The 20816-nt window shown below is 59.3% G+C and carries 17 protein-coding genes; 15 read left to right on the top strand and 2 right to left on the bottom strand.

Features of this window, described 5'->3' with window-relative positions; genetic code table 11:
* Positions 1-13: 13 nt before the first annotated feature.
* From murD to lpxC, 9 genes are all read left to right on the top strand, one after another.
* Positions 14-1354, top strand: coding sequence for a UDP-N-acetylmuramoyl-L-alanine--D-glutamate ligase (gene murD, locus A8B84_RS20735; RefSeq protein WP_064227008.1), 1341 nt, complete (start codon positions 14-16; stop codon positions 1352-1354).
* A complete protein-coding gene (gene ftsW / locus A8B84_RS20740) occupies positions 1354-2553 on the top strand; it encodes a putative lipid II flippase FtsW (protein WP_064227009.1) in 1200 nt (399 codons plus the stop codon). Before murD ends, ftsW begins: the two co-directional genes overlap by 1 nt.
* Positions 2546-3631, top strand: a complete 1086-nt coding sequence (gene murG / locus A8B84_RS20745) for an undecaprenyldiphospho-muramoylpentapeptide beta-N-acetylglucosaminyltransferase (protein WP_064227010.1) — start codon at positions 2546-2548, stop codon at positions 3629-3631. The genes ftsW and murG overlap by 8 nt, the downstream gene beginning before the upstream one ends.
* Positions 3624-5069 (top strand): UDP-N-acetylmuramate--L-alanine ligase, encoded by a 1446-nt coding sequence (murC, locus tag A8B84_RS20750; protein ID WP_064227011.1) that lies wholly within the window; start codon positions 3624-3626, stop codon positions 5067-5069. Before murG ends, murC begins: the two co-directional genes overlap by 8 nt.
* Position 5070: 1 nt before the next feature.
* Positions 5071-6042 (top strand): D-alanine--D-alanine ligase, encoded by a 972-nt coding sequence (locus A8B84_RS20755; RefSeq protein ID WP_064227012.1) that lies wholly within the window; start codon positions 5071-5073, stop codon positions 6040-6042.
* Complete coding sequence (locus A8B84_RS20760) at positions 6035-6874, top strand: cell division protein FtsQ/DivIB (protein WP_064227013.1); 840 nt, start codon at positions 6035-6037, stop codon at positions 6872-6874. Before A8B84_RS20755 ends, A8B84_RS20760 begins: the two co-directional genes overlap by 8 nt.
* A gap of 36 nt (positions 6875-6910) precedes the next feature.
* The gene (gene ftsA, locus A8B84_RS20765) at positions 6911-8146 is read left to right on the top strand and encodes a cell division protein FtsA (protein ID WP_008176504.1); all 1236 of its coding nucleotides are present in this window, start codon (positions 6911-6913) and stop codon (positions 8144-8146) included.
* A 98-nt stretch (positions 8147-8244) separates the two neighbouring features.
* A complete protein-coding gene (ftsZ, locus tag A8B84_RS20770) occupies positions 8245-9402 on the top strand; it encodes a cell division protein FtsZ (protein ID WP_008176500.1) in 1158 nt (385 codons plus the stop codon).
* Between the two features lie 212 nt (positions 9403-9614).
* Complete coding sequence (lpxC, locus tag A8B84_RS20775) at positions 9615-10529, top strand: UDP-3-O-acyl-N-acetylglucosamine deacetylase (RefSeq protein WP_008176497.1); 915 nt, start codon at positions 9615-9617, stop codon at positions 10527-10529.
* A gap of 11 nt (positions 10530-10540) precedes the next feature.
* Here lpxC and A8B84_RS20780 read toward each other — a convergent pair whose 3' ends face one another.
* Positions 10541-10987 (bottom strand): DUF721 domain-containing protein, encoded by a 447-nt coding sequence (locus A8B84_RS20780; protein WP_064227014.1) that lies wholly within the window; start codon positions 10985-10987, stop codon positions 10541-10543.
* 215 nt (positions 10988-11202) lie between these two features.
* Here A8B84_RS20780 and A8B84_RS20785 point away from each other — a divergent pair, with 215 nt between their 5' ends.
* The 6 genes from A8B84_RS20785 (at position 11203) to ribA (ending at position 18714) form a co-directional block, all read left to right on the top strand.
* Positions 11203-12156: a M23 family metallopeptidase gene (locus A8B84_RS20785; protein ID WP_064227015.1), complete on the top strand. Its 954-nt coding sequence runs from the start codon at positions 11203-11205 to the stop codon at positions 12154-12156.
* Between the two features lie 181 nt (positions 12157-12337).
* Positions 12338-15076 carry a preprotein translocase subunit SecA gene (secA, locus tag A8B84_RS20790; protein ID WP_064227016.1) on the top strand — a complete coding sequence of 913 codons (2739 nt, stop codon included), beginning with the start codon at positions 12338-12340 and terminating at the stop codon, positions 15074-15076.
* Positions 15077-15203: 127 nt separating this feature from the next.
* Positions 15204-16421, top strand: a complete 1218-nt coding sequence (argJ, locus tag A8B84_RS20795) for a bifunctional glutamate N-acetyltransferase/amino-acid acetyltransferase ArgJ (protein ID WP_064227017.1) — start codon at positions 15204-15206, stop codon at positions 16419-16421.
* A gap of 2 nt (positions 16422-16423) precedes the next feature.
* Positions 16424-17395, top strand: a complete 972-nt coding sequence (locus A8B84_RS20800) for a Nudix family hydrolase (protein WP_064227018.1) — start codon at positions 16424-16426, stop codon at positions 17393-17395.
* An 87-nt stretch (positions 17396-17482) separates the two neighbouring features.
* Positions 17483-17965, top strand: coding sequence for a cyclic pyranopterin monophosphate synthase MoaC (moaC, locus tag A8B84_RS20805; protein WP_064227019.1), 483 nt, complete (start codon positions 17483-17485; stop codon positions 17963-17965).
* Positions 17966-18099: 134 nt separating this feature from the next.
* A complete protein-coding gene (ribA, locus tag A8B84_RS20810; RefSeq protein ID WP_064227020.1) occupies positions 18100-18714 on the top strand; it encodes a GTP cyclohydrolase II in 615 nt (204 codons plus the stop codon).
* A gap of 79 nt (positions 18715-18793) precedes the next feature.
* Here the strand turns inward: ribA and dxs are convergent, their stop codons facing one another.
* Complete coding sequence (dxs, locus tag A8B84_RS20815; RefSeq protein WP_064227021.1) at positions 18794-20725, bottom strand: 1-deoxy-D-xylulose-5-phosphate synthase; 1932 nt, start codon at positions 20723-20725, stop codon at positions 18794-18796.
* Positions 20726-20816: the final 91 nt, after the last annotated feature.

Consider the following 20816-nt stretch of genomic DNA (forward strand, 5'->3'; position numbering starts at 1 on the left):
AATCGCTGCAACTATGAGTGTCATTGTTTCGGATCGTCGCACACTGGTCGTAGGGCTCGGTAAAACCGGGCTTTCCTGCGTGCGCTATCTGTCCGAACAGGGGCGGGACGTAGCTGTGGCCGATAGCCGCACGGCTCCTCCGGGCCTTGATCAGCTGAAGGCAGGCTGGCCGGATATTCCGGTCCATCTGGGCACCTTTGACAAAGAACTGTTTGCCGGTTTTAACGAGTTGGTGGTGAGCCCCGGGATCAGCATCGCGGAGCCTGCCATTGCCGCCGCCGCACGCCAGGGAGCAAGAATCCGCGGTGACATTGATCTATTCGCCGAGGCGGCCGATGCGCCCATCGTTGCGATCACCGGCTCGAATGGAAAAACCACCGTCACCACCCTGGTGGGTGAGATGGCAAAAGCGGCGGGCCGGAAAGTCGCTGTCGGCGGCAACATCGGCACCCCGGCGCTGGATCTTCTGGGGCAGGGCGCCGACCTGTATGTACTCGAGCTGTCGAGTTTCCAGCTTGAGACCACCGATGAACTGAACGCCCTCGCGGCGACGGTACTGAACGTCAGTGACGATCACATGGATCGTTATCCGAACAAGATGGCCTACTTCCAGGCCAAACAGCGGATTTTCCGGGGCTGCAAAAACGCGATTGTTAATCTGGACGACGCCCTGAGTACCCCCATGGCAAGGGACACCATGAGGTTCCTGTGCTTCGGTTTTCACCGGGTGAACCCAGAAACGTTCAGCACCCGGGACGATGACCAGGGAACCTGGATTACCTTTGGCTTCGATAACCTTCTGTTGGCCAGCGAGCTGAAGCTGATGGGGCATCACAATATCAGCAACGTGATGGCCGCTCTGGCACTGGGCCATGCCGCCGGGCTGCCCATGGATGTGATGCTGACGGTCGCCCGTGAATTTCCGGGGCTGCCGCATCGCTGCGAGTTTGTGCGCCGGCTGAATGATGTGGATTTCATCAATGATTCCAAGGGCACCAATGTCGGAGCCACAGTGGCCGCCATTGAAAGCCTTGCACCGGACAATGGCAAAGTCGTGTTGATCGCGGGTGGTGACGGCAAAGGTGCCGATTTCACCGCCCTGGAAGCGCCCATAGCCCTGTATTGCCGGGCTGTGTTGTTGATCGGTCGCGATGCGCCGGCCATCGCCGATGTGCTGGGCAGCGGTATCCCAGTTCATCGGATGGGTAGCCTCGCCGAGGCGGTCGCCCGTTCCGCTGAGCTGGCGGTGCCCGGGGATCGGGTATTGCTTTCGCCCGCCTGCGCGAGCTTTGACATGTTCCGTGATTATCTCGATCGCGGTGACCAGTTCCGTTCTCTGGTGGAGGCCCTGTGATGCACGCAGATCTTTCCCTCCGGAACCGGAATCAATGGCTTGGTGAAGTCCAGCCTCTGCCCATGCTGGTGATCAGTTCGGTCGCCTTGCTGGTGATGGGCGTTGTCATGATTTCCTCGGCATCCATGGATATGGCTGCGGAAACCATGGGTAACAGCTACCACTATGTGATTCGCCAGCTGATGTTTGCCGGTCTTGGTTGCCTGCTGGCGCTGGTCGCCGTCAACGTTCCGGTAGCCTGGTGGGAGCGCAGTGGCTGGTTGCTCCTGGGCATTGGTCTGCTGGCTCTTGTTCTGGTACTTACGCCTCTGGGACGTACCGTTAACGGCTCCACCCGCTGGATCCCGTTTGGTCTGTTTAACGTCCAGGTGTCGGAAGTGGCAAAACTCTGCCTGATTGCTTACCTGGCAGGTTACGTGGTCCGTCGCCGGAACGAACTGCTCAATACCTGGCCGGGTTTCCTCAAGCCGCTGGTAGTTCTTGGTCTGGCCTCGGTTCTGCTGGTCATCCAGCCGGACTTTGGTGCCACTGTGGTCCTGGTGACAGCAGCGGCAGGCATGATCTTCCTGAACGGTGTGCGGCTTAGCCGGTTTGTACCCCTGATCGGTACACTGGTGGTTCTTGGTGCCATTCTGATCGTTACCCAGCCCTACCGTCTGAAGCGGGTCGTCAGCTATCTCGATCCCTGGAAAGACCAGTTCGACAGTGGTTACCAGTTGACCCAGTCGCTGATCGCGTTTGGTCGCGGGGACTGGGGCGGTGTAGGCCTGGGCAATTCCATCCAGAAGCTGTTCTATCTGCCAGAGGCCCACACCGACTTCATCTTCGCCATTATCGCCGAAGAGTTCGGTCTCCTGGGATCCTTGCTGGTACTTAGTCTGTTCACCCTGCTGGTAGTGACCGGGTTCGTCATTGCCCGCCGGGCCGAGAAGGCGGACATGCCGTTCGGCGCGTGTTTTGCCTATGGGCTGACCCTGCTGATCGGCTTGCAGTCAGGGATAAACATGGCGGTCAGCACCGGGCTTCTGCCAACCAAGGGGTTGACTCTGCCGCTGGTGAGCTACGGTGGATCCAGTCTGATGATTACCTGTATTTGCATTGGCGTGCTTGCCCGTGTGGAGATGGAGCGCCTGGATCAGGAAAAGCTGGCCCGAGAGAAAACCGGTCCGAAGACGCGGGGAGGTGCGGTGTATGACTGAACAGCGTCGCTTCCTGATGATGGCCGGCGGTACCGGCGGGCACGTGTTCCCGGCCCTGGCGACGGCACGGGCACTTGAGGCCCGTGGTCACCAGGTGTACTGGCTTGGCGCCAGTGGTGGCATGGAGCAGAGGCTGATCGGGGAAACCGACATTCCACTGTCACTGATTCATATTTCCGGTTTGCGGGGCAAGGGCAAGCTTGCTCTGGTGCTGGCGCCGTTTCGTCTGATGCGGGCACTGGGCGAGGCGTTCACCATCCTGCGACGGATCCGCCCGGATTGTGTCGTGGGTATGGGTGGGTTCGTCACCGGGCCCGGTGGCGTGGCCGCCTGGCTGAGCCGGACACCGCTGGTGATTCATGAGCAAAACGCCATTGCCGGCATGACCAACCGGATTCTGGTGAGATTTGCAGAAACCGTGCTGGAGGCGTTCCCGGGCAGCTTCGGGCCGAAAGTCGTCACCCGCTGCACCGGCAATCCGGTTCGCGAGGATCTCGCGGCCCTGCCGGTGCCCGAACAGCGGCTGGCAGGGCGCGAAGGTGCCCTGAGGTTGTTGGTGATTGGCGGCAGTCTTGGCGCCCAGGTTTTCAACGAGCAGCTGCCCGAGGCGCTGGCCATGTTGCCGGAAGCTGATCGACCCTTGGTTCGCCACCAGTGCGGTGAACGTCACGCAGATGCGGCCCGGCAGGCCTATGAGCAACACGGGGTTGAAGCCAACGTGGAGCCGTTTATCAAGGACATGGCTGAAGCCTATCAATGGGCAGACCTGGTGCTATGTCGGGCCGGTGCGCTGACGGTTTCCGAATTGTGTGCGGCAGGCATCGGAGCGGTACTGGTGCCGTTTCCCCACGCCGTGGATGACCACCAGACGAAAAACGGTCAACAGATGGTGACGGCAAAAGCGGCCATCCTGATCCCCCAATCAAAGATGACCCCGGCGGTGCTGGCGGAAACCCTGGGCGATCTGGCCCGGGATCGCAGCCGGGTAACTGATATGGCGAAGGCCGCGCGAACGCTGGCCCGCCCTGATGCAACGGAGAGAGTCGTGAATTACTGTCTGGAGGCCGCCAATGGCTGATGCAACCAATCCACCCCTGGTCTATCAGGTGCCTGAAATGCGCCGGATCCGTCACATCCACTTTGTGGGGATTGGTGGTGCAGGGATGAGCGGCATCGCCGAGGTTCTCAAGAACCAGGGCTACGACGTTTCCGGATCGGATCTCAAAGAGGGGGCTGTGACGGATCGCCTCAAAGCGATGGGCGTTGAAGTCCAGATCGGCCACCGGGAAGAGAACAGCGCCAGTGCTGATGTTGTTGTGGTTTCTTCAGCGGTATCGGCGGAAAACCCGGAAGTCATGGCCGCTCGCAGTCGCCGGGTGCCGATCGTCCCCAGGGCAGAAATGCTTGCGGAAATCATGCGCTACCGGCACGGCATCGCGGTGGCCGGAACCCATGGCAAGACCACGACCACCAGCCTGATTGCATCCATTCTGGGCGAGGCGGGTCTGGACCCGACCTTCGTGATTGGCGGCAAGCTGAACAGTGCCGGCACCAATGCCCAACTGGGAGGGTCCCGCTATCTGGTGGCAGAGGCCGATGAGAGCGATGCGTCTTTCCTGCACCTGACGCCGGTGATTTCAGTGGTGACCAACATCGAAGCGGACCACATGGACACCTACGGCGGCGATGTCGAGAAACTGAAGCAGACCTTCGTGGATTTCCTGCACAACCTGCCGTTTTACGGTGTTGCGGTGATGTGTGTGGATGATGGTTACGTTCAGGAGATTATTCCCCGGATTTCCCGGGCGATTATTACCTACGGCATCGAAAACCCGGAGGCGGATTACCGGGCCGAGAGCATCAATTCCGATGGTTTGCGGACCCACTTTGTGGTGAAGCGTCCGGCCGGTCGTAGTGATCTGACAGTCGAGCTGAAAATGCCGGGCCGACACAATGTACTGAACGCGCTGGCGGCTATTGCCGTGGCCACAGACGAGGGCGTTGCCGATGATGCGATCTGTCGCGGACTGGCTGGCTTTGCCGGGGTCGGGCGCCGGTTCCAGGTTTACGGCGATTACAAGACACCCAAGGGCACGGTGACGTTGGTAGACGATTACGGGCATCACCCGACGGAAGTGGAGGCAGTTATTCGCGCGGCACACGATGCCTGGCCGGATCGTCGTCTGGTCATGCTTTACCAGCCGCACCGCTTTACCCGGACCCGTGACCTTTATGAGGACTTTGTCCGGGTGCTGTCGGAGGTGGACGGCTTACTGCTGATGGATGTTTATTCCGCCGGCGAACCGGCGATTCCGGGTGCCGACGGCCGGGCCCTGTGTCGCAGTATTCGGCAGCGTGGCCAGGTGGAGCCGGTCTTTGTCGAGGACAACCGTGAAATTGAATCCCTGCTGGCCAATGTCCTGCAGGATGGCGACCTTCTGATAACCCAGGGAGCCGGCGATATCGGTGGTGTGGCTTCGCGGCTGGCGGCCGCAGGAGTGATTGCGGGTGAGTGAAATGCATCATACCGAAGCACAGACCTATCAGGCAGATCCCGAACTCGTGAGGGCGCTCGGAAGGGTTGCGGTCTTCATGGGCGGCGATTCCGCCGAGCGGGAAGTGTCCCTGAAGAGCGGCAAGGCGGTGCTGGCGGCGCTGGTGTCGGCCGGCGTGGATGCCTTTGCGATGGATGTCCGCGGCTGCTTGCTGAGAACCGTTGACAACCCTGATTTTGACCGGGTGTTCATTGCGCTGCATGGCCGGGGCGGCGAGGACGGTACCCTGCAGGCCATTCTCGCCCAGGCAGGTATTCCGTACACCGGCAGTGATGTGCTGGCCTCCGCTCTGGCCATGGACAAGCTCAGAACGAAATACGTGCTCGAAGGTTGCGGCCTGCCAACGCCGAAGTTCCGGACCATGTCCGGTGCAGACCAGGCGAACCAGATTATCGGCGAACTGCGGGTGCCACTGAGCGTGAAGCCTTCCCGGGAAGGCTCCAGTATCGGCATCCGAAAAGTGTATACCGCCGCAGAATTGGCAGACGCGTACGAAGCCGCGGCCGCGCTGGACAGCCTGGTATTGGTGGAGGAGTGGATCGAGGGGCCGGAGTTCACCGTCAGCCTGCTGCAGGACCAGGCGCTTCCGGCCATTGGCCTGAGCGCCAGCACCGACCACGTCTTTTACGATTACGACGCCAAGTACCTGGCGGACGACACCCGCTATCAAATTCCCTGTGGCCTCGCGCCTGAGGACGAAGTTCGCCTCCAGCACCTGGCACTGGATGCGTTCCGGGTTGTCGGCTGCCGGACCTGGGGCCGGGTCGACATTATGCAGGACAGCGACGGCCAGTTCTGGCTCCTGGAAGTGAATACCGTGCCCGGGATGACCGACCACAGCCTCGTGCCCATGGCGGCAAGGGCGGCAGGAATCAGTTTTGAGGAGCTCGTGGTCCGGATACTGAAGGACACCCTGGAGGGCGCCGATGCTTGAGACACTGCTGATCCGGAGCCGGGCGACACCGTCCGAGCCACCGCGGCGCCGGGGGGCAACGTCCCTCGGCCCTGAGCGGGACCGGTTTGGCGTGTTGAAGGGTGTGCTGGCGGCTGTGCCCTGGCTTCAGGTGGGCATGGGCGCCGTGATTGTACTGTTGGCCGCTCTGGTGCCCTGGGGTACCGGCAAGGTGCTGGGTGCCATGGATCAGCAGATCCTGGCGGTGGATGTAAAAGGCGATTTTGTGGGCGACAGCCGGGTAGCCATCGAGCGCGCTGCTGGCGACTGGATCGGCAAGAGCTATTTCGCCACGGATCTTTCGGAAATCAAGGAGAGCCTGGAGCGCCGGCCTTGGGTTGAGTCCGCCGCAGTGCGTCGGGTGTGGCCGGACCGGCTGGTCATCGACATCCGGGAGAAGAAGCCGCTGGCCTACTGGACCGACGGGCGCCTGGTCAGCCGGACCGGCGAGCTGTTCGCGCCGTCCAATCCGGAAGTTGCAGGTCGGTTGCCGCGACTCGCCGGGCCCGATGAAAGAGTGCGGGATGTGATCAATATGGCGCGGACCATGAGTGACAAGCTGGTTGCCCGGGGTCTCGGGTTTTCGGGCCTGGCTCTGGAACATCGGGGCGCCTGGACCCTGCAACTGGCCAATGGCATCGAAGTGGTGCTTGGCCGGGACCAGGTGGAACAACGGTTCGAGCGGTTTATCACGGTTTATGAAAACCGGCTGGCAGCAAGGTCGGACGAAGTCAGTCGGGTGGATGCCCGTTACACCAATGGTGTGGCGGTCAAGTGGAAAGCTGTTGAGACAGCCTCCAGCCCAAAATCATAGCAACGGTTAATTCAGACCTACGGTTTGGTGGAACACATGTCATCGGTTGAAACGGAAAACATGATTGTCGGCCTCGATATCGGAACCTCGAAGGTGGTTGCGATTGTCGGCAAGCGCAAGATGGACGGCACCATCGAAGTGGTGGGCATTGGTTCCCATCCTTCCCGGGGCCTCAAGCGTGGGGTGGTGGTGAATATCGAAACCACTGTCCAGGCCATTCAGCGCGCGGTGGAAGAGGCGGAATTGATGGCCGGGTGCCGCATTCACTCGGTGTATGCGGGCATTGCCGGAAGCCATATCAAGAGCCTGAACTCCCACGGAATTGTTGCCATCCGTGATCGTGAGGTCACCCAGGCCGACATTGACCGGGTGATCGATGCCGCCCAGGCGGTTGCGATTCCTGCGGACCAAAAGATTCTTCACATTTTGCCCCAGGAATTCGTGATCGACAGCCAGGAAGGCATCAAGGAACCAATGGGTATGTCCGGCGTGCGTCTGGAAGCAAAGGTGCACCTGGTGACCTGTGCGGTGAATGCCGCCCAGAACATTGAGAAGTGCGTGAAGCGCTGTGGTCTTGAGGTGGATGACATCATCCTGGAGCAGCTGGCATCCAGTCACGCCATCCTCACCGAAGACGAAAAGGAACTCGGGGTCTGTGTGGTGGATATCGGTGGCGGCACCACCGACATTGCGGTGTTTACCGGCGGCGCTATTCGACACACGGCGGTGATTCCGATTGCCGGCGACCAGGTGACCAACGACATCGCGATGGCGTTGCGCACACCCACCCAGAATGCTGAAGAAATCAAGATCAAGTATGCCTGTGCACTGACCCAGCTGGCCGGTGCGGATGAAACCATCAAGGTGCCCAGTGTTGGCGATCGCGCGCCGCGGGATCTGTCCAGGCAGGCCCTGGCCGAGGTGGTGGAGCCGCGCTATGAGGAGCTGTTCACTCTGGTGCAGTCAGAATTGCGCCGGTCCGGGTTCGAGGATCTGATTCCGGCAGGCATCGTTATAACCGGCGGTTCCTCCACCATGGAAGGTGTGGTGGAACTGGCCGAAGAGATCTTCCACATGCCGGTAAGGCTGGCCTGTCCGCAGGCAGTCTCCGGCATGACGGAGGTGGTCAACAATCCGATCTACGCCACTGGCGTTGGGTTGTTGATTCATGGTTTCCGCCAGATGGATCTGGGGCGGGCACCGGTGCTCAAGGGTGAAGATGCACCCTCGCTGTTTGAGCGCATGAAAGCCTGGTTTACCGGTCATTTCTGACGGAACCGGGTAGTTAGTACACGAAGGTATCTCGAAAACACAATCTCGAACAAACAGCCCGGAACAAGGGCTGAAAACAGCACGAAGGAGTAGGGGAAATGTTTGAACTCGTCGATAATGTCCAGCAAAACGCTGTCATTAAAGTCGTCGGTGTAGGCGGTGGTGGCGGCAACGCCGTTCGCCATATGCTTAACAGCGACATCGAAGGTGTGGAATTCATCTGCGCCAACACAGATGCCCAGGCGCTGACCGATATGGACGCGCGTCAGATCATCCAGCTCGGTGGCAACATCACCAAGGGACTGGGTGCCGGCGCCAATCCGGAGGTCGGTCGCCAGTCTGCTCTGGAGGACCGTGATCGTATCGCCGAAGCCATTAAGGGCGCGGACATGGTTTTCATTACCGCGGGCATGGGCGGTGGTACAGGCACCGGTGCTGCGCCGATTGTGGCGGAAGTGGCCCGCGAACTGGGCATTCTGACCGTTGCCGTTGTCACCAAGCCTTTCATGTTTGAAGGCGGCAAGCGCATGAGCGTTGCCGAATCCGGCCTGAAAGAGCTGGAAGAAAGCGTGGATTCCCTGATTACCATTCCCAATGAAAAGCTGCTGGCGGTCATGGGCAAGAAAACCAGCCTGCTGGACGCATTTGCCGCAGCTAACGATGTGCTTCTGGGCGCAGTTCAGGGTATCGCTGATCTGATTACCCGCAACGGTATGATCAACGTCGACTTTGCCGACGTGAAGACGGTTATGTCTGAGATGGGTATGGCGATGATGGGCACCGCTCGCGCCACTGGCGAAAACCGTGCGCGGGAAGCCGCCGAAGCGGCCGTTCGCAGCCCGCTGCTGGAAGACATCAACCTGCAGGGTGCCAAGGGTATTCTGGTCAACATTACCGCGGGCATGGATCTCAACCTGGGCGAATTCTCCGAGGTTGGCGACATTGTGCGTGAGTTTGCTTCTGACTCTGCCACCGTTGTTGTCGGTACCGTCATTGATCCTGAAATGACCGACGAACTGAAGGTAACGGTTGTTGCGACCGGCCTGGGCGGTGATCGCGAGAAGCCAACAAAGGTTGTGGACAATACCCGCACCCTGGATGGAAAAACCGATTACAACCAGCTGGACCGTCCTGCCGTTCTGCGTCGCCGGGCCGTTTCCCATGGAAACGTGGCTATCGACCAGAGCAAGGACAGTGAGGAGCAGGGTGTCGACTATCTCGATATTCCCGCATTCCTCCGTCGGCAGGCTGACTGATAATCTGGTGCAATTGTGATCCGGTTCCGGTTTGTGTGCGAAATATGGAACCCGAAAACCGGTAAATACGTGCACTGATTGCCATGGGTTGCGTGCTGGATGAACATTCAGCAACAACGGATTGGTTAAATGGTATTCAGTCTTATTTTCTGATATTCTCCGGGCAGATTTTTGCCTAGAATATCGCCTTTTTGTGACGGAATTATGTACCGATGATCAGACAACGGACACTAAAAAACACCATCCGTGCCACCGGTGTTGGCTTGCACTCGGGTGAGAAGGTTTATCTGACCCTCAAGCCTGCCCCGGTGGACTCCGGTATCATCTTCCGCCGTACCGATCTGGACCCCATGGTTGAGATTCGTGCCTGTGCGGAAAATGTGGGTGAGACCATGCTGTCCACGACGCTGGTAAAAAACGGTGTCCGTGTGGCGACGGTAGAGCATCTGCTCTCGGCCATGGCTGGTCTCGGGATTGATAACTGTTTCGTCGAGCTTAGCGCCGCGGAAGTGCCCATCATGGACGGCTCTGCCGGTCCATTTGTGTTTCTTCTGCAGTCCGCCGGTATTGCCGAGCAGGACGCAGCCAAGCGTTTTATCCGAATCAAGCGTGAGGTAACGGTTGAGGAAGGTGACAAGAAAGCGACTCTGCTGCCATTCGAAGGCTTCAAGGTCAGCTTCGGAATCGACTTTGATCACCCGGTGTTCAAAGGCCGCGCCCAGACTGCAACCGTCGATTTTTCCAGCACCTCCTTTGTGAAGGAAGTGAGCCGCGCGAGGACCTTCGGGTTCATGCGTGACATCGAAAAATTGCGTGCCATGAACCTCGCCCTTGGTGGCAGTGTGGATAACGCCATCGTCGTTGATGACTACAAGATCCTCAACGAAGACGGGCTGCGCTATGACGACGAATTCGTTAAGCACAAGCTGCTTGATGCCATCGGTGACCTTTATCAGTTGGGCAATAGCCTGATTGGTGAATTCCGTGGTATCAAATCCGGCCACGATCTGAACAACAAGCTGTTGCGCAAGCTCAGGGCAGAAGAGGACGCCTGGGAAGTGGTTACCTTTGATGACGAAGCCACTGCCCCGATTTCCTATATGAAGCCTGTGCTGGCGGCGGGTTAAAGCCGGACGCTTTAATCCCTGACGTGGCTAGCGAGTTTTTCGAGAACCTCGCGTAATGCTTTATCCTTCGTGTGCCCGGCTTCCTCTTTGAGGAGCCGGGCATTTTCTTTGCTCAAGGGCTCTTTTTTGAACACCGGCTTTTCCCGGAATCTGGGCGGGGCAACCTTGACCTTCAGTTTCCAGACGAACCGGAATAGTTCGTTCTCTCGAAGCTTCTCCATGATCTCGTGTTGGCGAAACCGGATCTGACTGGCTTTGCCGGCGGTTTCGGCGGTCAGTACCAGTTCGCCGTCCTTGCAGCTGACAAAGCGTGTCCCTTTGACCAGATCCTGCGGAAGGGCCGCCAGAACTTCCTCCTCCGCCTGTCGGTGGAGTTCGGCCTTTGCAACGAGATCCTTGAGTACCGGGGTCCTGCCAAACTTGTCGAAGGACATTTTTTGCTCGTTTTTCCGTTTCATGGCGGCGTTTTTACTCGACGGCTCCGTTTACGATTGGTTACACTTCGGCACGGTTTGTGCGTAGTGCCTGTATTACACTCGTTTTACATTGTGATAAATGAGTATGTCTACCGGGCGCTGCAATTTTTTCAGTATGTAGCTGTTGCCAAAGGATGGCAGACCCCCTTCGGATTTTTCCGGGGCGCAACGCTACAGGATGCGGTTGCGGCTCAACGATGAAACCAGATGACGATATGAACATTATTCTCGTTGGCAAACACCACGGAAAGTCCCGTGTATTGTCGATCAACAGTACGCTTGCCGTCGGCCTGCTCTTTTTAGTGCTTTCCCTGCTAGTCGCCGCTGGCTGGGCAGGTTATCAGATGGCCGTTGAGCAGGTTGAGGCCAGAGAGCCCACCAACTCCGAGCTGGTGGCCGAGTGGCAGCTAAAACTGGCAGAGCAGAAGGCGGAGCTGGCCAGTATTGAAGAGAACGTCCAGCAACAGGTTGATGCGCTGACGCTGCGTCTGGGCGAGATTCAGGGCCGTCTGTTGCGCCTGGATGCCCTGGGGCAGAGGTTTGTGGAATCCGGCCTGGTGGCCAGCGATGAATTCAACTTCGATCAGCCGGCCGCTGTGGGTGGCCCGGAAGACGCCTTGTCCGGTGATTCCTTTTCCGCGCCTGAGCTGACTCGCATGATCGAAGAAATGGAGTGGCGGATCGAGGACCGTGAACAGCAATTGCGGTTACTGGATCAGCTGGCATCCAGCAAGCGGCTTGAGGATGAGCTTTATCTTGAAGGTCGCCCGATAACCTGGGGTTGGCTGTCTTCCAAGTACGGCTACCGTTCTGATCCGTTTACCGGCAAGCGCACCTGGCATGCCGGGGTTGATCTGGCCGGCAAGGATGGCAGCGATATTATCTCGGTCGCCGGTGGTGTGGTGACCTACGCCGGGGAGCGCTATGGCTACGGGAACCTCGTGGAAGTCGACCATGGTGATGGTTTGATCACCCGTTATGCCCACTGCAAGACTATCAAGGTAAAGGTGGGTGATGTTGTCCAGAAGGGCCAGGTAGTGGCGCTCATGGGCAGCACCGGGCGCTCAACCGGCCCCCATGTGCACTTCGAAGTCATCCGGAATGGCAAGTCTGAAAACCCGGAAACCTATATCAAACGGGCGAGCCGCTGATCCGGTTCCGGCTCACCCGCCTTCAGAACCTCTCCGCCATTCGGCGCCCGGCCAGTTTGTATCCGTGAATTCGGTGCCTCATCGGCGACTTATGGCGCCTGTGTGAGGCCTGCCTTTTGTCCTGTTACAAAATAAGGTTAGAATGCCGGCTTCCTCCGTTTAATCAAAGAAGCAGTGGTCTATGTTCACAAAGCTTGCAACCAAGATGTTCGGCAGTAAAAACGCCAGAGAAATCAAGAGAATGCGTAAGGCTGTCATACGCATTAATGAGCTTGAAGAGCAGTATGGCAATCTGTCCGACTCCGAGTTGCAAGGCAAGACCGCGGAGTTCCGTCGCCGGATCGACGAGGGCGAATCCCTTGACGCCCTGCTGCCCGAAGCCTTTGCCACCGTGCGTGAAGCTGGCCGCCGGGTTATGGGCATGCGCCATTATGATGTCCAGCTGATCGGGGGTATTACCCTCCACGAAGGCCGGATCGCGGAAATGAAAACCGGTGAGGGCAAGACCCTGGTTGCAACCGCTTCTGTGTATCTCAACGCGCTGTCCGGCAAGGGCGTCCATGTTGTAACCGTGAACGATTACCTGGCCCGTCGTGACGCGGACTGGATGGGCAAGCTGTATCGCTTCCTCGGAATGCAGGTGGGTGTGGTTGCCTCGGGCCAGCCGGCGGAGGAAAAGCGTGCTGCATACCAGGCGGATATCACCTACGGCACCAACAACGAATTCGGCTTTGACTATCTGCGCGACAACATGGCGTTCAGCACGGAAGACAAGGTCCAGCGGGGGCTGAACTACGCGATCGTGGACGAAGTGGATTCGATCCTGATTGATGAGGCCAGAACGCCGCTGATCATCTCCGGTGCCGCCGAGGATAGCTCGAAACTGTACCAGGCCATTAATGAACTGATTCCCAGCCTGGAAAAAGGTGAAGTGCCAGAAGAAGGCGAGCCTAACGGCGACTTCACCATTGACGAAAAGTCCCGCCAGGTCGAACTGACGGAAGGCGGTCACGAGAAAGTTGAGGAACTGCTGCTTGAGCGTGGCCTTCTGAAAGAAGGGGAGAGCCTGTATTCCGCGGCCAACCTCAGCCTGTTGCATCACGTGCACTCCGCACTGCGCGCCCACCATCTGTTCCAGAAAGACGTGGACTACATTGTTCAGGGCGGCCAAGTGGTCATTGTTGACGAGCATACCGGGCGTACCATGCCGGGTCGTCGCTGGAGCGAGGGCCTGCACCAGGCAGTTGAGGCCAAAGAAGGCGTCAAAATCCAGGCCGAAAGCCAGACGCTCGCTTCCACCACCTTCCAGAACTATTTCCGGCTGTACGACAAGCTGGCCGGTATGACCGGTACGGCAGATACCGAGGCCTTCGAATTCCGCCAGATCTACGGCCTCGACGTGGTGGTTATTCCGCCCAACAAGCCGATCCAGCGGACCGATTACAATGATCTGGTGTATCTGACTCAGGAAGAGAAATTCCACGCGATCATTGACGAGATCAAGGATGTCACCGCCGAGGGGCGTCCGATCCTGGTGGGTACCGCGTCTATCGAGGCTTCCGAGCTACTCTCCATGCTGCTCAAGAAGGCACGGATCGAACACAAGATCCTGAACGCCAAGCAGCACGAATCGGAAGCCCACATCATCGCCCAGGCGGGTCGGCCCGGCGCAGTCACCATCGCCACCAACATGGCCGGCCGTGGTACCGATATCGTGCTAGGCGGTAACTGGGAGCACGAAGTCGCGGCCATGGAGAACCCCTCGGAAGAGGAGATTGCCCGGGTCAAGGCGGAATGGACCGAGCGCCATAATCAGGTTCTTGAGGCTGGCGGCCTGCACATTATCGGTACCGAGCGTCACGAATCCCGCCGGATTGATAACCAGCTTCGCGGTCGTGCCGGTCGTCAGGGCGATCCCGGCTCCTCACGGTTCTTCCTTTCCCTGGAAGACAACCTTATGCGCATCTTTGCCCCTGACCGGGTCAAGAGCCTGATGCAGGCGATGGGCATGAAGAAGGGCGAGGCCATTGAACACCGGATGGTGACCAACGCCATTGAGAAATCCCAGCGCAAGGTGGAAGGCCGCAACTTCGATATGCGGAAGACACTGCTGGAATACGACGACGTGGCTAACGATCAGCGGACGGTCATCTACGACCAGCGCAACGAAGTCATGTCTTCCGACGACATTTCGGACATGGTCAAGACCATCCGGGAAGACGTTGTTGATTCGTTGATCAGTGAATACATCCCGCCCCAGAGTATGCCGGAACAGTGGGACATCGCCGGTCTCGAAGCCCAGCTTCAGTCCGAGATGGCGATTGATCTGCCGATTCAGAAGTGGCTGGAAGAAGACTCCAAGCTGTTTGAGGAAAGCCTGCGCCAGAAGATTCTGGACGAAATTGTGACCGCCTACGAAGCCAAGGAAGAAATCGCCGGCTCAGAGGCCATGCGCAAGTTCGAAAAACAGGTATTCCTTCAGGTGCTGGATACCCTGTGGAAAGAGCATCTGTCCAATATGGACCATCTGCGCCGGGGTATCCATCTGCGGGGTTACGCCCAGAAGAACCCCAAGCAGGAGTACAAGCGCGAGGCGTTCAACCTGTTTGAAACGATGCTCGATACCATGAAGCGGGACGTCACCCGGGTGCTCTGTCACGTTCGTGTCCAGAGCCGTGAGGAGATGGAAGAAGTCGAGCGTCGCCGCAAACAAGAGCTGGAAGAAGAGCTCGCCAAGGCTCGCCTGCGCCACGATGAGACCAGTGCCACGGCCCAGAGCCAGGGCGAGGGCAACGCTGACGATGCCCGGCAGTCGACTCCGGAAACCTTTGTGCGACAGGAGCGCAAGGTGGGCCGAAACGAGCCCTGCCCCTGCGGGTCCGGCAAGAAGTACAAGCAGTGTCATGGCAAGGTCAGCTGATTCAGAGAACTGATCACACCATCGGAACCCGCAATCTGCCAGCCAGGACTGGTGGGCTGCGGGTTTTTTCGTTTCCAGTGGGTGTTGTGATCGTTAGAACCGATCCCTAGAAAAGAGGAGTGGCAGAATGGCGGTAGGTCCGGGAACCTTACCTGAGTTTCACCCGGTGGCCGGGGTAAAGATTGGTATTGCCAGCGCCGGCATCAAGAAGCCTGGGCGCAAGGACGTGGTTGTGTTCGAACTGGCCCCTGAAAGCCGGGTTGCCGGTATCTTCACGAAGAACCAGTTCTGTGCGGCCCCGGTTACCCTCAGCCGCCGCCATCTGGCCGCGACCTCGCCCAGGTTCCTCTTGATCAATACCGGCAATGCCAACGCCGGTACCGGTGAGCAGGGTATGCGGGATGCGGTTGCCTGCTGCCAGGCCCTGGCAACTCAGGCGGGCGTGACGGAGGCCGAGATTCTGCCGTTTTCCACTGGGGTGATTGGCGAGCCGCTGCCGGTCCAGAAGATTGTTGGTGCCCTTCCGGAGGCGTTGGCGAACACGGCCGAGAATCGCTGGGCTGAAGCCGCCAGTGGCATCATGACCACGGACACCCGCCCCAAAGGTGCCTCCTGTCAGGTGGAACTCGATGGCCATACGGTGACCATCTCCGGCATTAGCAAGGGCGCGGGCATGATTCGCCCCAACATGGCAACCATGCTTGGCTTCATTGCCACCGATGCCCGGATTGCGCCCGAGCTGCTGCAGACGCTCGCCTCGGAGCTGGGAGAGCAATCCTTTAACCGCATTACCATCGATGGTGATACCTCCACCAACGATGCCTGCATGCTGATGGCCAGTGGTCAGTACTCCGGCCCCGAGATTACGGCGTCCAGCCCGTCGCTGCCCAAGCTTCGGGAGGCGCTGCAAAAAGTCTATCTGGAACTGGCCCACGCCATCGTCCGCGACGGCGAGGGTGCAACCAAGTTTGTCACCATCGATGTCAGCGGCGCGGCCAGCCAGCAGGAAGCGCTGGATGTGGCCTATACCGTGGCGCATTCCCCGCTGGTCAAAACCGCACTGTTCGCCTCGGATCCGAACTGGGGCCGGATCCTGGCAGCGGTGGGGCGCGCCGGTGTCGACGGGCTGGACCTCAACGCCCTGGAGATCCATCTGGGCGATGTCTGTCTGGTCCGCAACGGTGGCAGGGCAGATGACTACTCGGAAGCCCGCGGACAGGCGGTGATGGACCGGGAAGAGATCACCATTGCCATTGATCTCAAGCGGGGTGGTGTTCGGGAGACGGTATGGACCTGTGACTTCTCCCACGATTACGTCACCATCAACGCCGAGTACCGCACCTGATCATGTCTGCGTCGGAAGCCCGGGTTAAAGAAGTCCACGTTGCCGTCGCGGTTATTGTCCGGGATGGACGGGTGCTGATTGCCCGGCGGCCGGACCATGTCCATCAGGGGGGCTTGCTTGAGTTTCCCGGGGGCAAGGTGGAGCCGGGGGAGAGCGTTCAGGCGGCAATGGTACGTGAGATTGCCGAAGAGACCGGTCTCCGGGTGCCTGAGGCCTCCCTGGAGCCTGTTATCGGCATTCGCCACGACTACGGGGACAAGCGGGTTTTCCTGGACGTCTGGGAAACCAGAGCCGCCGAAGGCGAAGCAAAGGGATGTGAGGGGCAGCCGGTTGAGTGGCTTGCCCCTGAGCAGCTTCAGGATGAGGATTTTCCCGCTGCCAACCGGCCGATCATTCGCGCCCTGCGGTTGCCCCGTCAGCTTGCGATCACCGGAGAAGCGAGTGATACGGATCAGGCGGTTGCGCGCCTTCTGGCAGGCCTTGAAATTGCCAGGCCACCCCTGGTGGTGCTCCGGGCACCGACCATGAGTGCGCAGGCCTATCGGGAGTTGGCGGCGAAAGCGTTGCCGGTGTGTGAAAAGTCTGGAGCTGCCCTGATTGTCCACGGCGGCCCCGAGGTATTCCGCGCCACACCCGATGCCCGGGGCCTGCACCTGCCCTGGCGTGAGGCAGCCGGGCTCTCGGCCCGACCGGTTCCGCAGGATGTCTGGCTGGGGGTTTCATGTCATGACCGGCGCCAAATCGATCATGCAACGGCGATCGGAGCGGACTACGTGACTTTGGGGCCAGTAAAACCCACGCAAAGTCACCCGGATGCGCCCACGCTAGGCTGGCCGGCCTTTACCGATCTGGTGTCCGAAGCGGCGCTGCCGGTATTTGCCCTCGGTGGGCTGTCGCCCGGTGATCTGCGGGAAGCCCGTCATCGAGGCGGCCAGGGCGTCGCCGGTATCGGCTTCTGGTGGCCGCAAAGCTGATACTTGTCAGCGACGCCGGGGCCCTGTCTGATATGCTGTTATTTCTGCATTTTTTATCATCCTGCAAAACCGATTCCGGGAGATACCGTGAGCAAACTGACCCATCTCGATGACAAGGGCGAAGCCCGCATGGTGGACGTGACCGACAAGGCGGCCACCGAGCGTGAGGCACGCGCGGAAGCCACCATCCGCATGGCACCGGAAACCCTGAACATGATTATTGAGGGTGAGCATCCGAAGGGGGATGTCCTGGCCGTTGCCCGGATCGCGGGCATCATGGCCGCTAAGAAAACCCATGATCTGATTCCCCTGTGTCACGCACTGAACCTGACATCGGTGAAAGTCGAACTGACCCCGGGCAGCGATGGCGCTTCTGTGCATATTCTTACCCGCTGCAAACTGTCCGGCCAGACCGGAGTCGAGATGGAGGCGCTAACCGCGGCAAGCGTTGCGGCACTCACGCTTTACGACATGTGCAAGGCCGTGGACCGTGGTATGGAGATCGGTTCGGTGCGTCTGCTGGAGAAGAAAGGCGGTCGTAGTGGCCACTGGGTTGCCGATAAAGCCTGATCTGGCGGACCTCCGCGCTCGTAAGTGTTGGTTACCAAGACCACGCCGGAGGAGCGACAGTGCCGAGACTACGCCAAGCGGGCGGGCCCGTGATAGAATGCGCGGCCCGATTGACTGAACCACGAGGAAACACTGTGGCTGTTCGTTACATCCAGACCTGCCGGTTGCCGACCCCGTTCGGGGTATTTGATATGCACGGCTTTGAAGAACCGGACACCGGAAAGGAACACGTTGCCCTGACCCTCGGCGACCTGGATAGCGACGAACCCATGCTGGCACGCACGCATTCCGAATGTTTGACCGGTGACGCTCTCTACAGTATGCGGTGTGATTGCGGCTATCAGCTGGAAGAAGCGCTGCGAAGCATCGCCCGGGAAGGCCGGGGTATTCTGATGTATCTGCGCCAGGAGGGCCGGGGAATTGGCCTGTTGAATAAGATCCGGGCCTACCACCTGCAGGATCAGGGTGCCGATACGGTAGAAGCCAATGAGCGTCTGGGTTTTGCGGCCGATCTCCGCGACTACAGCATGTGCAAGGACATGCTGGAGCATCTCGGCATCAAGAGCCTGAGGCTGATGACCAATAATCCCCGCAAGGTCAAAGCGCTCTCCTCCTACGGCATCGACATCACGGAGAGGGTACCTCTGCACGTGGGCCGCAACCCCCACAATGAACACTACCTCGATACCAAGCAGAGCAAGCTCGGCCACTGGTTGGAGACCCATCAGGACGACGATCCCGAGGTCTGATCCTGTCCTTGACCTCCATCTGCATACGAAAAAGCCCGCGACAGTCGCGGGCTTTTTGGTTCTGAAGTAAGCGTTCTGCTTATTTGACGACCTTCAGGCTCTGGTGGCGAAGGGTCTCCATTCGGGTGCGGATGGCCGATTCAATACCTTTGGCATCCAGGCCGCAATCGGTCAACAGTTCCCCATGCTTGCCATGGTCCATGAAGGTATCCGGCAGACCCAGTTGAAGCACCGGCATGGCGACCAGACGGCTGTTCAGGAATTCGGTCACGGCACTGCCGGCACCACCGGCAATGGCATTCTCTTCCAGGGTTACCAGCAGCTCATGCTGCTCCGCCAGTTCCAGCACCAGTTCCTCATCGAGGGGTTTGACGAAGCGCATGTCGGCAACCGTTGCGCCGATGGCTTCTGCGGCCTCCAGAGCAGGCGCCAGCAGGGTGCCAAAGTTGAGGATGGCAACACCTTTGCCGTTGCGAATCCGGCGGCCCTTGCCAATTTCAAGCGGCGTCAGTTCCTGCTGAATTTCGGCACCGGGGCCCGTGCCACGGGGGTAGCGCACCGATGCGGGCCCTTCGTAGAGCATGCCGGTCTGGAGCATCTGGCGGGTTTCGTTCTCGTCCGACGGTGTCATCACCACCATGTTCGGCACGCAGCGAAGGTAGCTGATGTCGAACGCGCCAGCGTGGGTCGGGCCGTCTTCACCGACCAGGCCTGCGCGATCAATCGCGAACAGCACATCCAGATTCTGGATAGCGACATCGTGAATCAGTTGATCGTACGCCCGCTGCAGGAACGTCGAGTAGATGGCTACCACCGGCTTGGCGCCGTCACAGGCGAGCCCTGCGGCCAGCGTGACTGCGTGCTGTTCGGCGATGGCGACATCGAAATAGCGTTCCGGGAAGCGCTGTGAGAATGCCAGCAGATCGGAGCCTTCACACATGGCCGGGGTAATGCCCACCACGCGCTCGTCCTGCTCGGCGGAATCACAGAGCCACTGACCAAAGACGTTGGCGTATTTCGGATTTGCCGGTTTCGGCTTGACCGGTTCGGGCTTGCTGGGAGGAACCGGTTCGATCTTGTTGATGGCGTGGTAGCCGATCGGATCGGCTTCAGCCGGCGCAAAGCCCTTGCCCTTGGTGGTTACGACATGGAGGAACTGCGGCCCTTCCAGCTCGCGTATGTTCTCCAGAGTTTCCACCAGCAGGGGCAGGTCATGGCCGTCAATGGGGCCGATGTAGTTGAACCCCAGCTCCTCGAACAGGGTGCCCGGGGCAATCATGCCCTTGAAGTGTTCCTCGGTTTTCTTGGCCAGCGCCATCAGGTGCGGCGCTCCCTGCAGAACTTTCTTGCTGCTGTCGCGGACCTGATTGTAGGTGCGGCTGGACAGCAGTTTGGCAAAGTAGTTGGACAGTCCGCCAACATTCCGGGAGATCGACATGTCGTTGTCGTTGAGGATAACCAGCATGTCAGCGTGCAGGTGGCCGGCATGGTTAAGGGCCTCGAATGCCATGCCGGCAGTCATGGCGCCGTCACCAATGACGGCAATGCTCTTGCGACCGGTCTGTTGCAGTCGCGCGGCGATGGCCATGCCCAGTGCTGCGCTGATGGAGGTGCTGGAGTGTCCAACACCAAAGGTGTCGTATTCGCTTTCGGCCCGCTTCGGGAAGCCGGCCAGACCGTCTTTGCGACGGATGCTGCCCATGGCGTCCTTTCGACCGGTCAAAATCTTGTGGGGGTAGGCCTGATGGCCGACATCCCAGACCAGACGGTCGCTCGGCGTATCAAAAACATAGTGAAGGGCAACGGTAAGCTCGAGCACGCCCAGGCCCGCGCCGAAATGGCCGCCGGTCTGGCCCACTGACCATAACAGAAAGGCCCTGAGCTCCCGGGCCAGCTGCGTAAGCTGCTCCGGGGCCAGCTCTCTCAGCTGGGCCGGTTCGTCAATCCGGTCCAGCAGCGGCGTGTTGGGCCGCTGTGACGGGATTTCCTTGAAAATATAAGTATCCTGCATCTGCTCGGGTCTTTTCCGGTACGTTCAGTAACTGACTGGCATTATAAGGGAACAGGGGAGGCTGTTTCACACAAACCGGGCCAGTTGTTAC

It is taken from the genome of Marinobacter sp. EhC06 (genome assembly GCF_001650915.1).
Lineage (GTDB): Bacteria > Pseudomonadota > Gammaproteobacteria > Pseudomonadales > Oleiphilaceae > Marinobacter.

Coding starts and splice junctions, on each gene's coding strand:
- murD (WP_064227008.1), top strand. CDS start 14: ATGAGTGTCATTGTTTCGGATCGTCGCACACTGGTCGTAGGGCTCGGT.
- ftsW (WP_064227009.1), top strand. CDS start 1,354: ATGCACGCAGATCTTTCCCTCCGGAACCGGAATCAATGGCTTGGTGAA.
- murG (WP_064227010.1), top strand. CDS start 2,546: ATGACTGAACAGCGTCGCTTCCTGATGATGGCCGGCGGTACCGGCGGG.
- murC (WP_064227011.1), top strand. CDS start 3,624: ATGGCTGATGCAACCAATCCACCCCTGGTCTATCAGGTGCCTGAAATG.
- A8B84_RS20755 (WP_064227012.1), top strand. CDS start 5,071: ATGCATCATACCGAAGCACAGACCTATCAGGCAGATCCCGAACTCGTG.
- A8B84_RS20760 (WP_064227013.1), top strand. CDS start 6,035: ATGCTTGAGACACTGCTGATCCGGAGCCGGGCGACACCGTCCGAGCCA.
- ftsA (WP_008176504.1), top strand. CDS start 6,911: ATGTCATCGGTTGAAACGGAAAACATGATTGTCGGCCTCGATATCGGA.
- ftsZ (WP_008176500.1), top strand. CDS start 8,245: ATGTTTGAACTCGTCGATAATGTCCAGCAAAACGCTGTCATTAAAGTC.
- lpxC (WP_008176497.1), top strand. CDS start 9,615: ATGATCAGACAACGGACACTAAAAAACACCATCCGTGCCACCGGTGTT.
- A8B84_RS20780 (WP_064227014.1), bottom strand. CDS start 10,987: ATGAAACGGAAAAACGAGCAAAAAATGTCCTTCGACAAGTTTGGCAGG.
- A8B84_RS20785 (WP_064227015.1), top strand. CDS start 11,203: ATGAAACCAGATGACGATATGAACATTATTCTCGTTGGCAAACACCAC.
- secA (WP_064227016.1), top strand. CDS start 12,338: ATGTTCACAAAGCTTGCAACCAAGATGTTCGGCAGTAAAAACGCCAGA.
- argJ (WP_064227017.1), top strand. CDS start 15,204: ATGGCGGTAGGTCCGGGAACCTTACCTGAGTTTCACCCGGTGGCCGGG.
- A8B84_RS20800 (WP_064227018.1), top strand. CDS start 16,424: ATGTCTGCGTCGGAAGCCCGGGTTAAAGAAGTCCACGTTGCCGTCGCG.
- dxs (WP_064227021.1), bottom strand. CDS start 20,725: ATGCAGGATACTTATATTTTCAAGGAAATCCCGTCACAGCGGCCCAAC.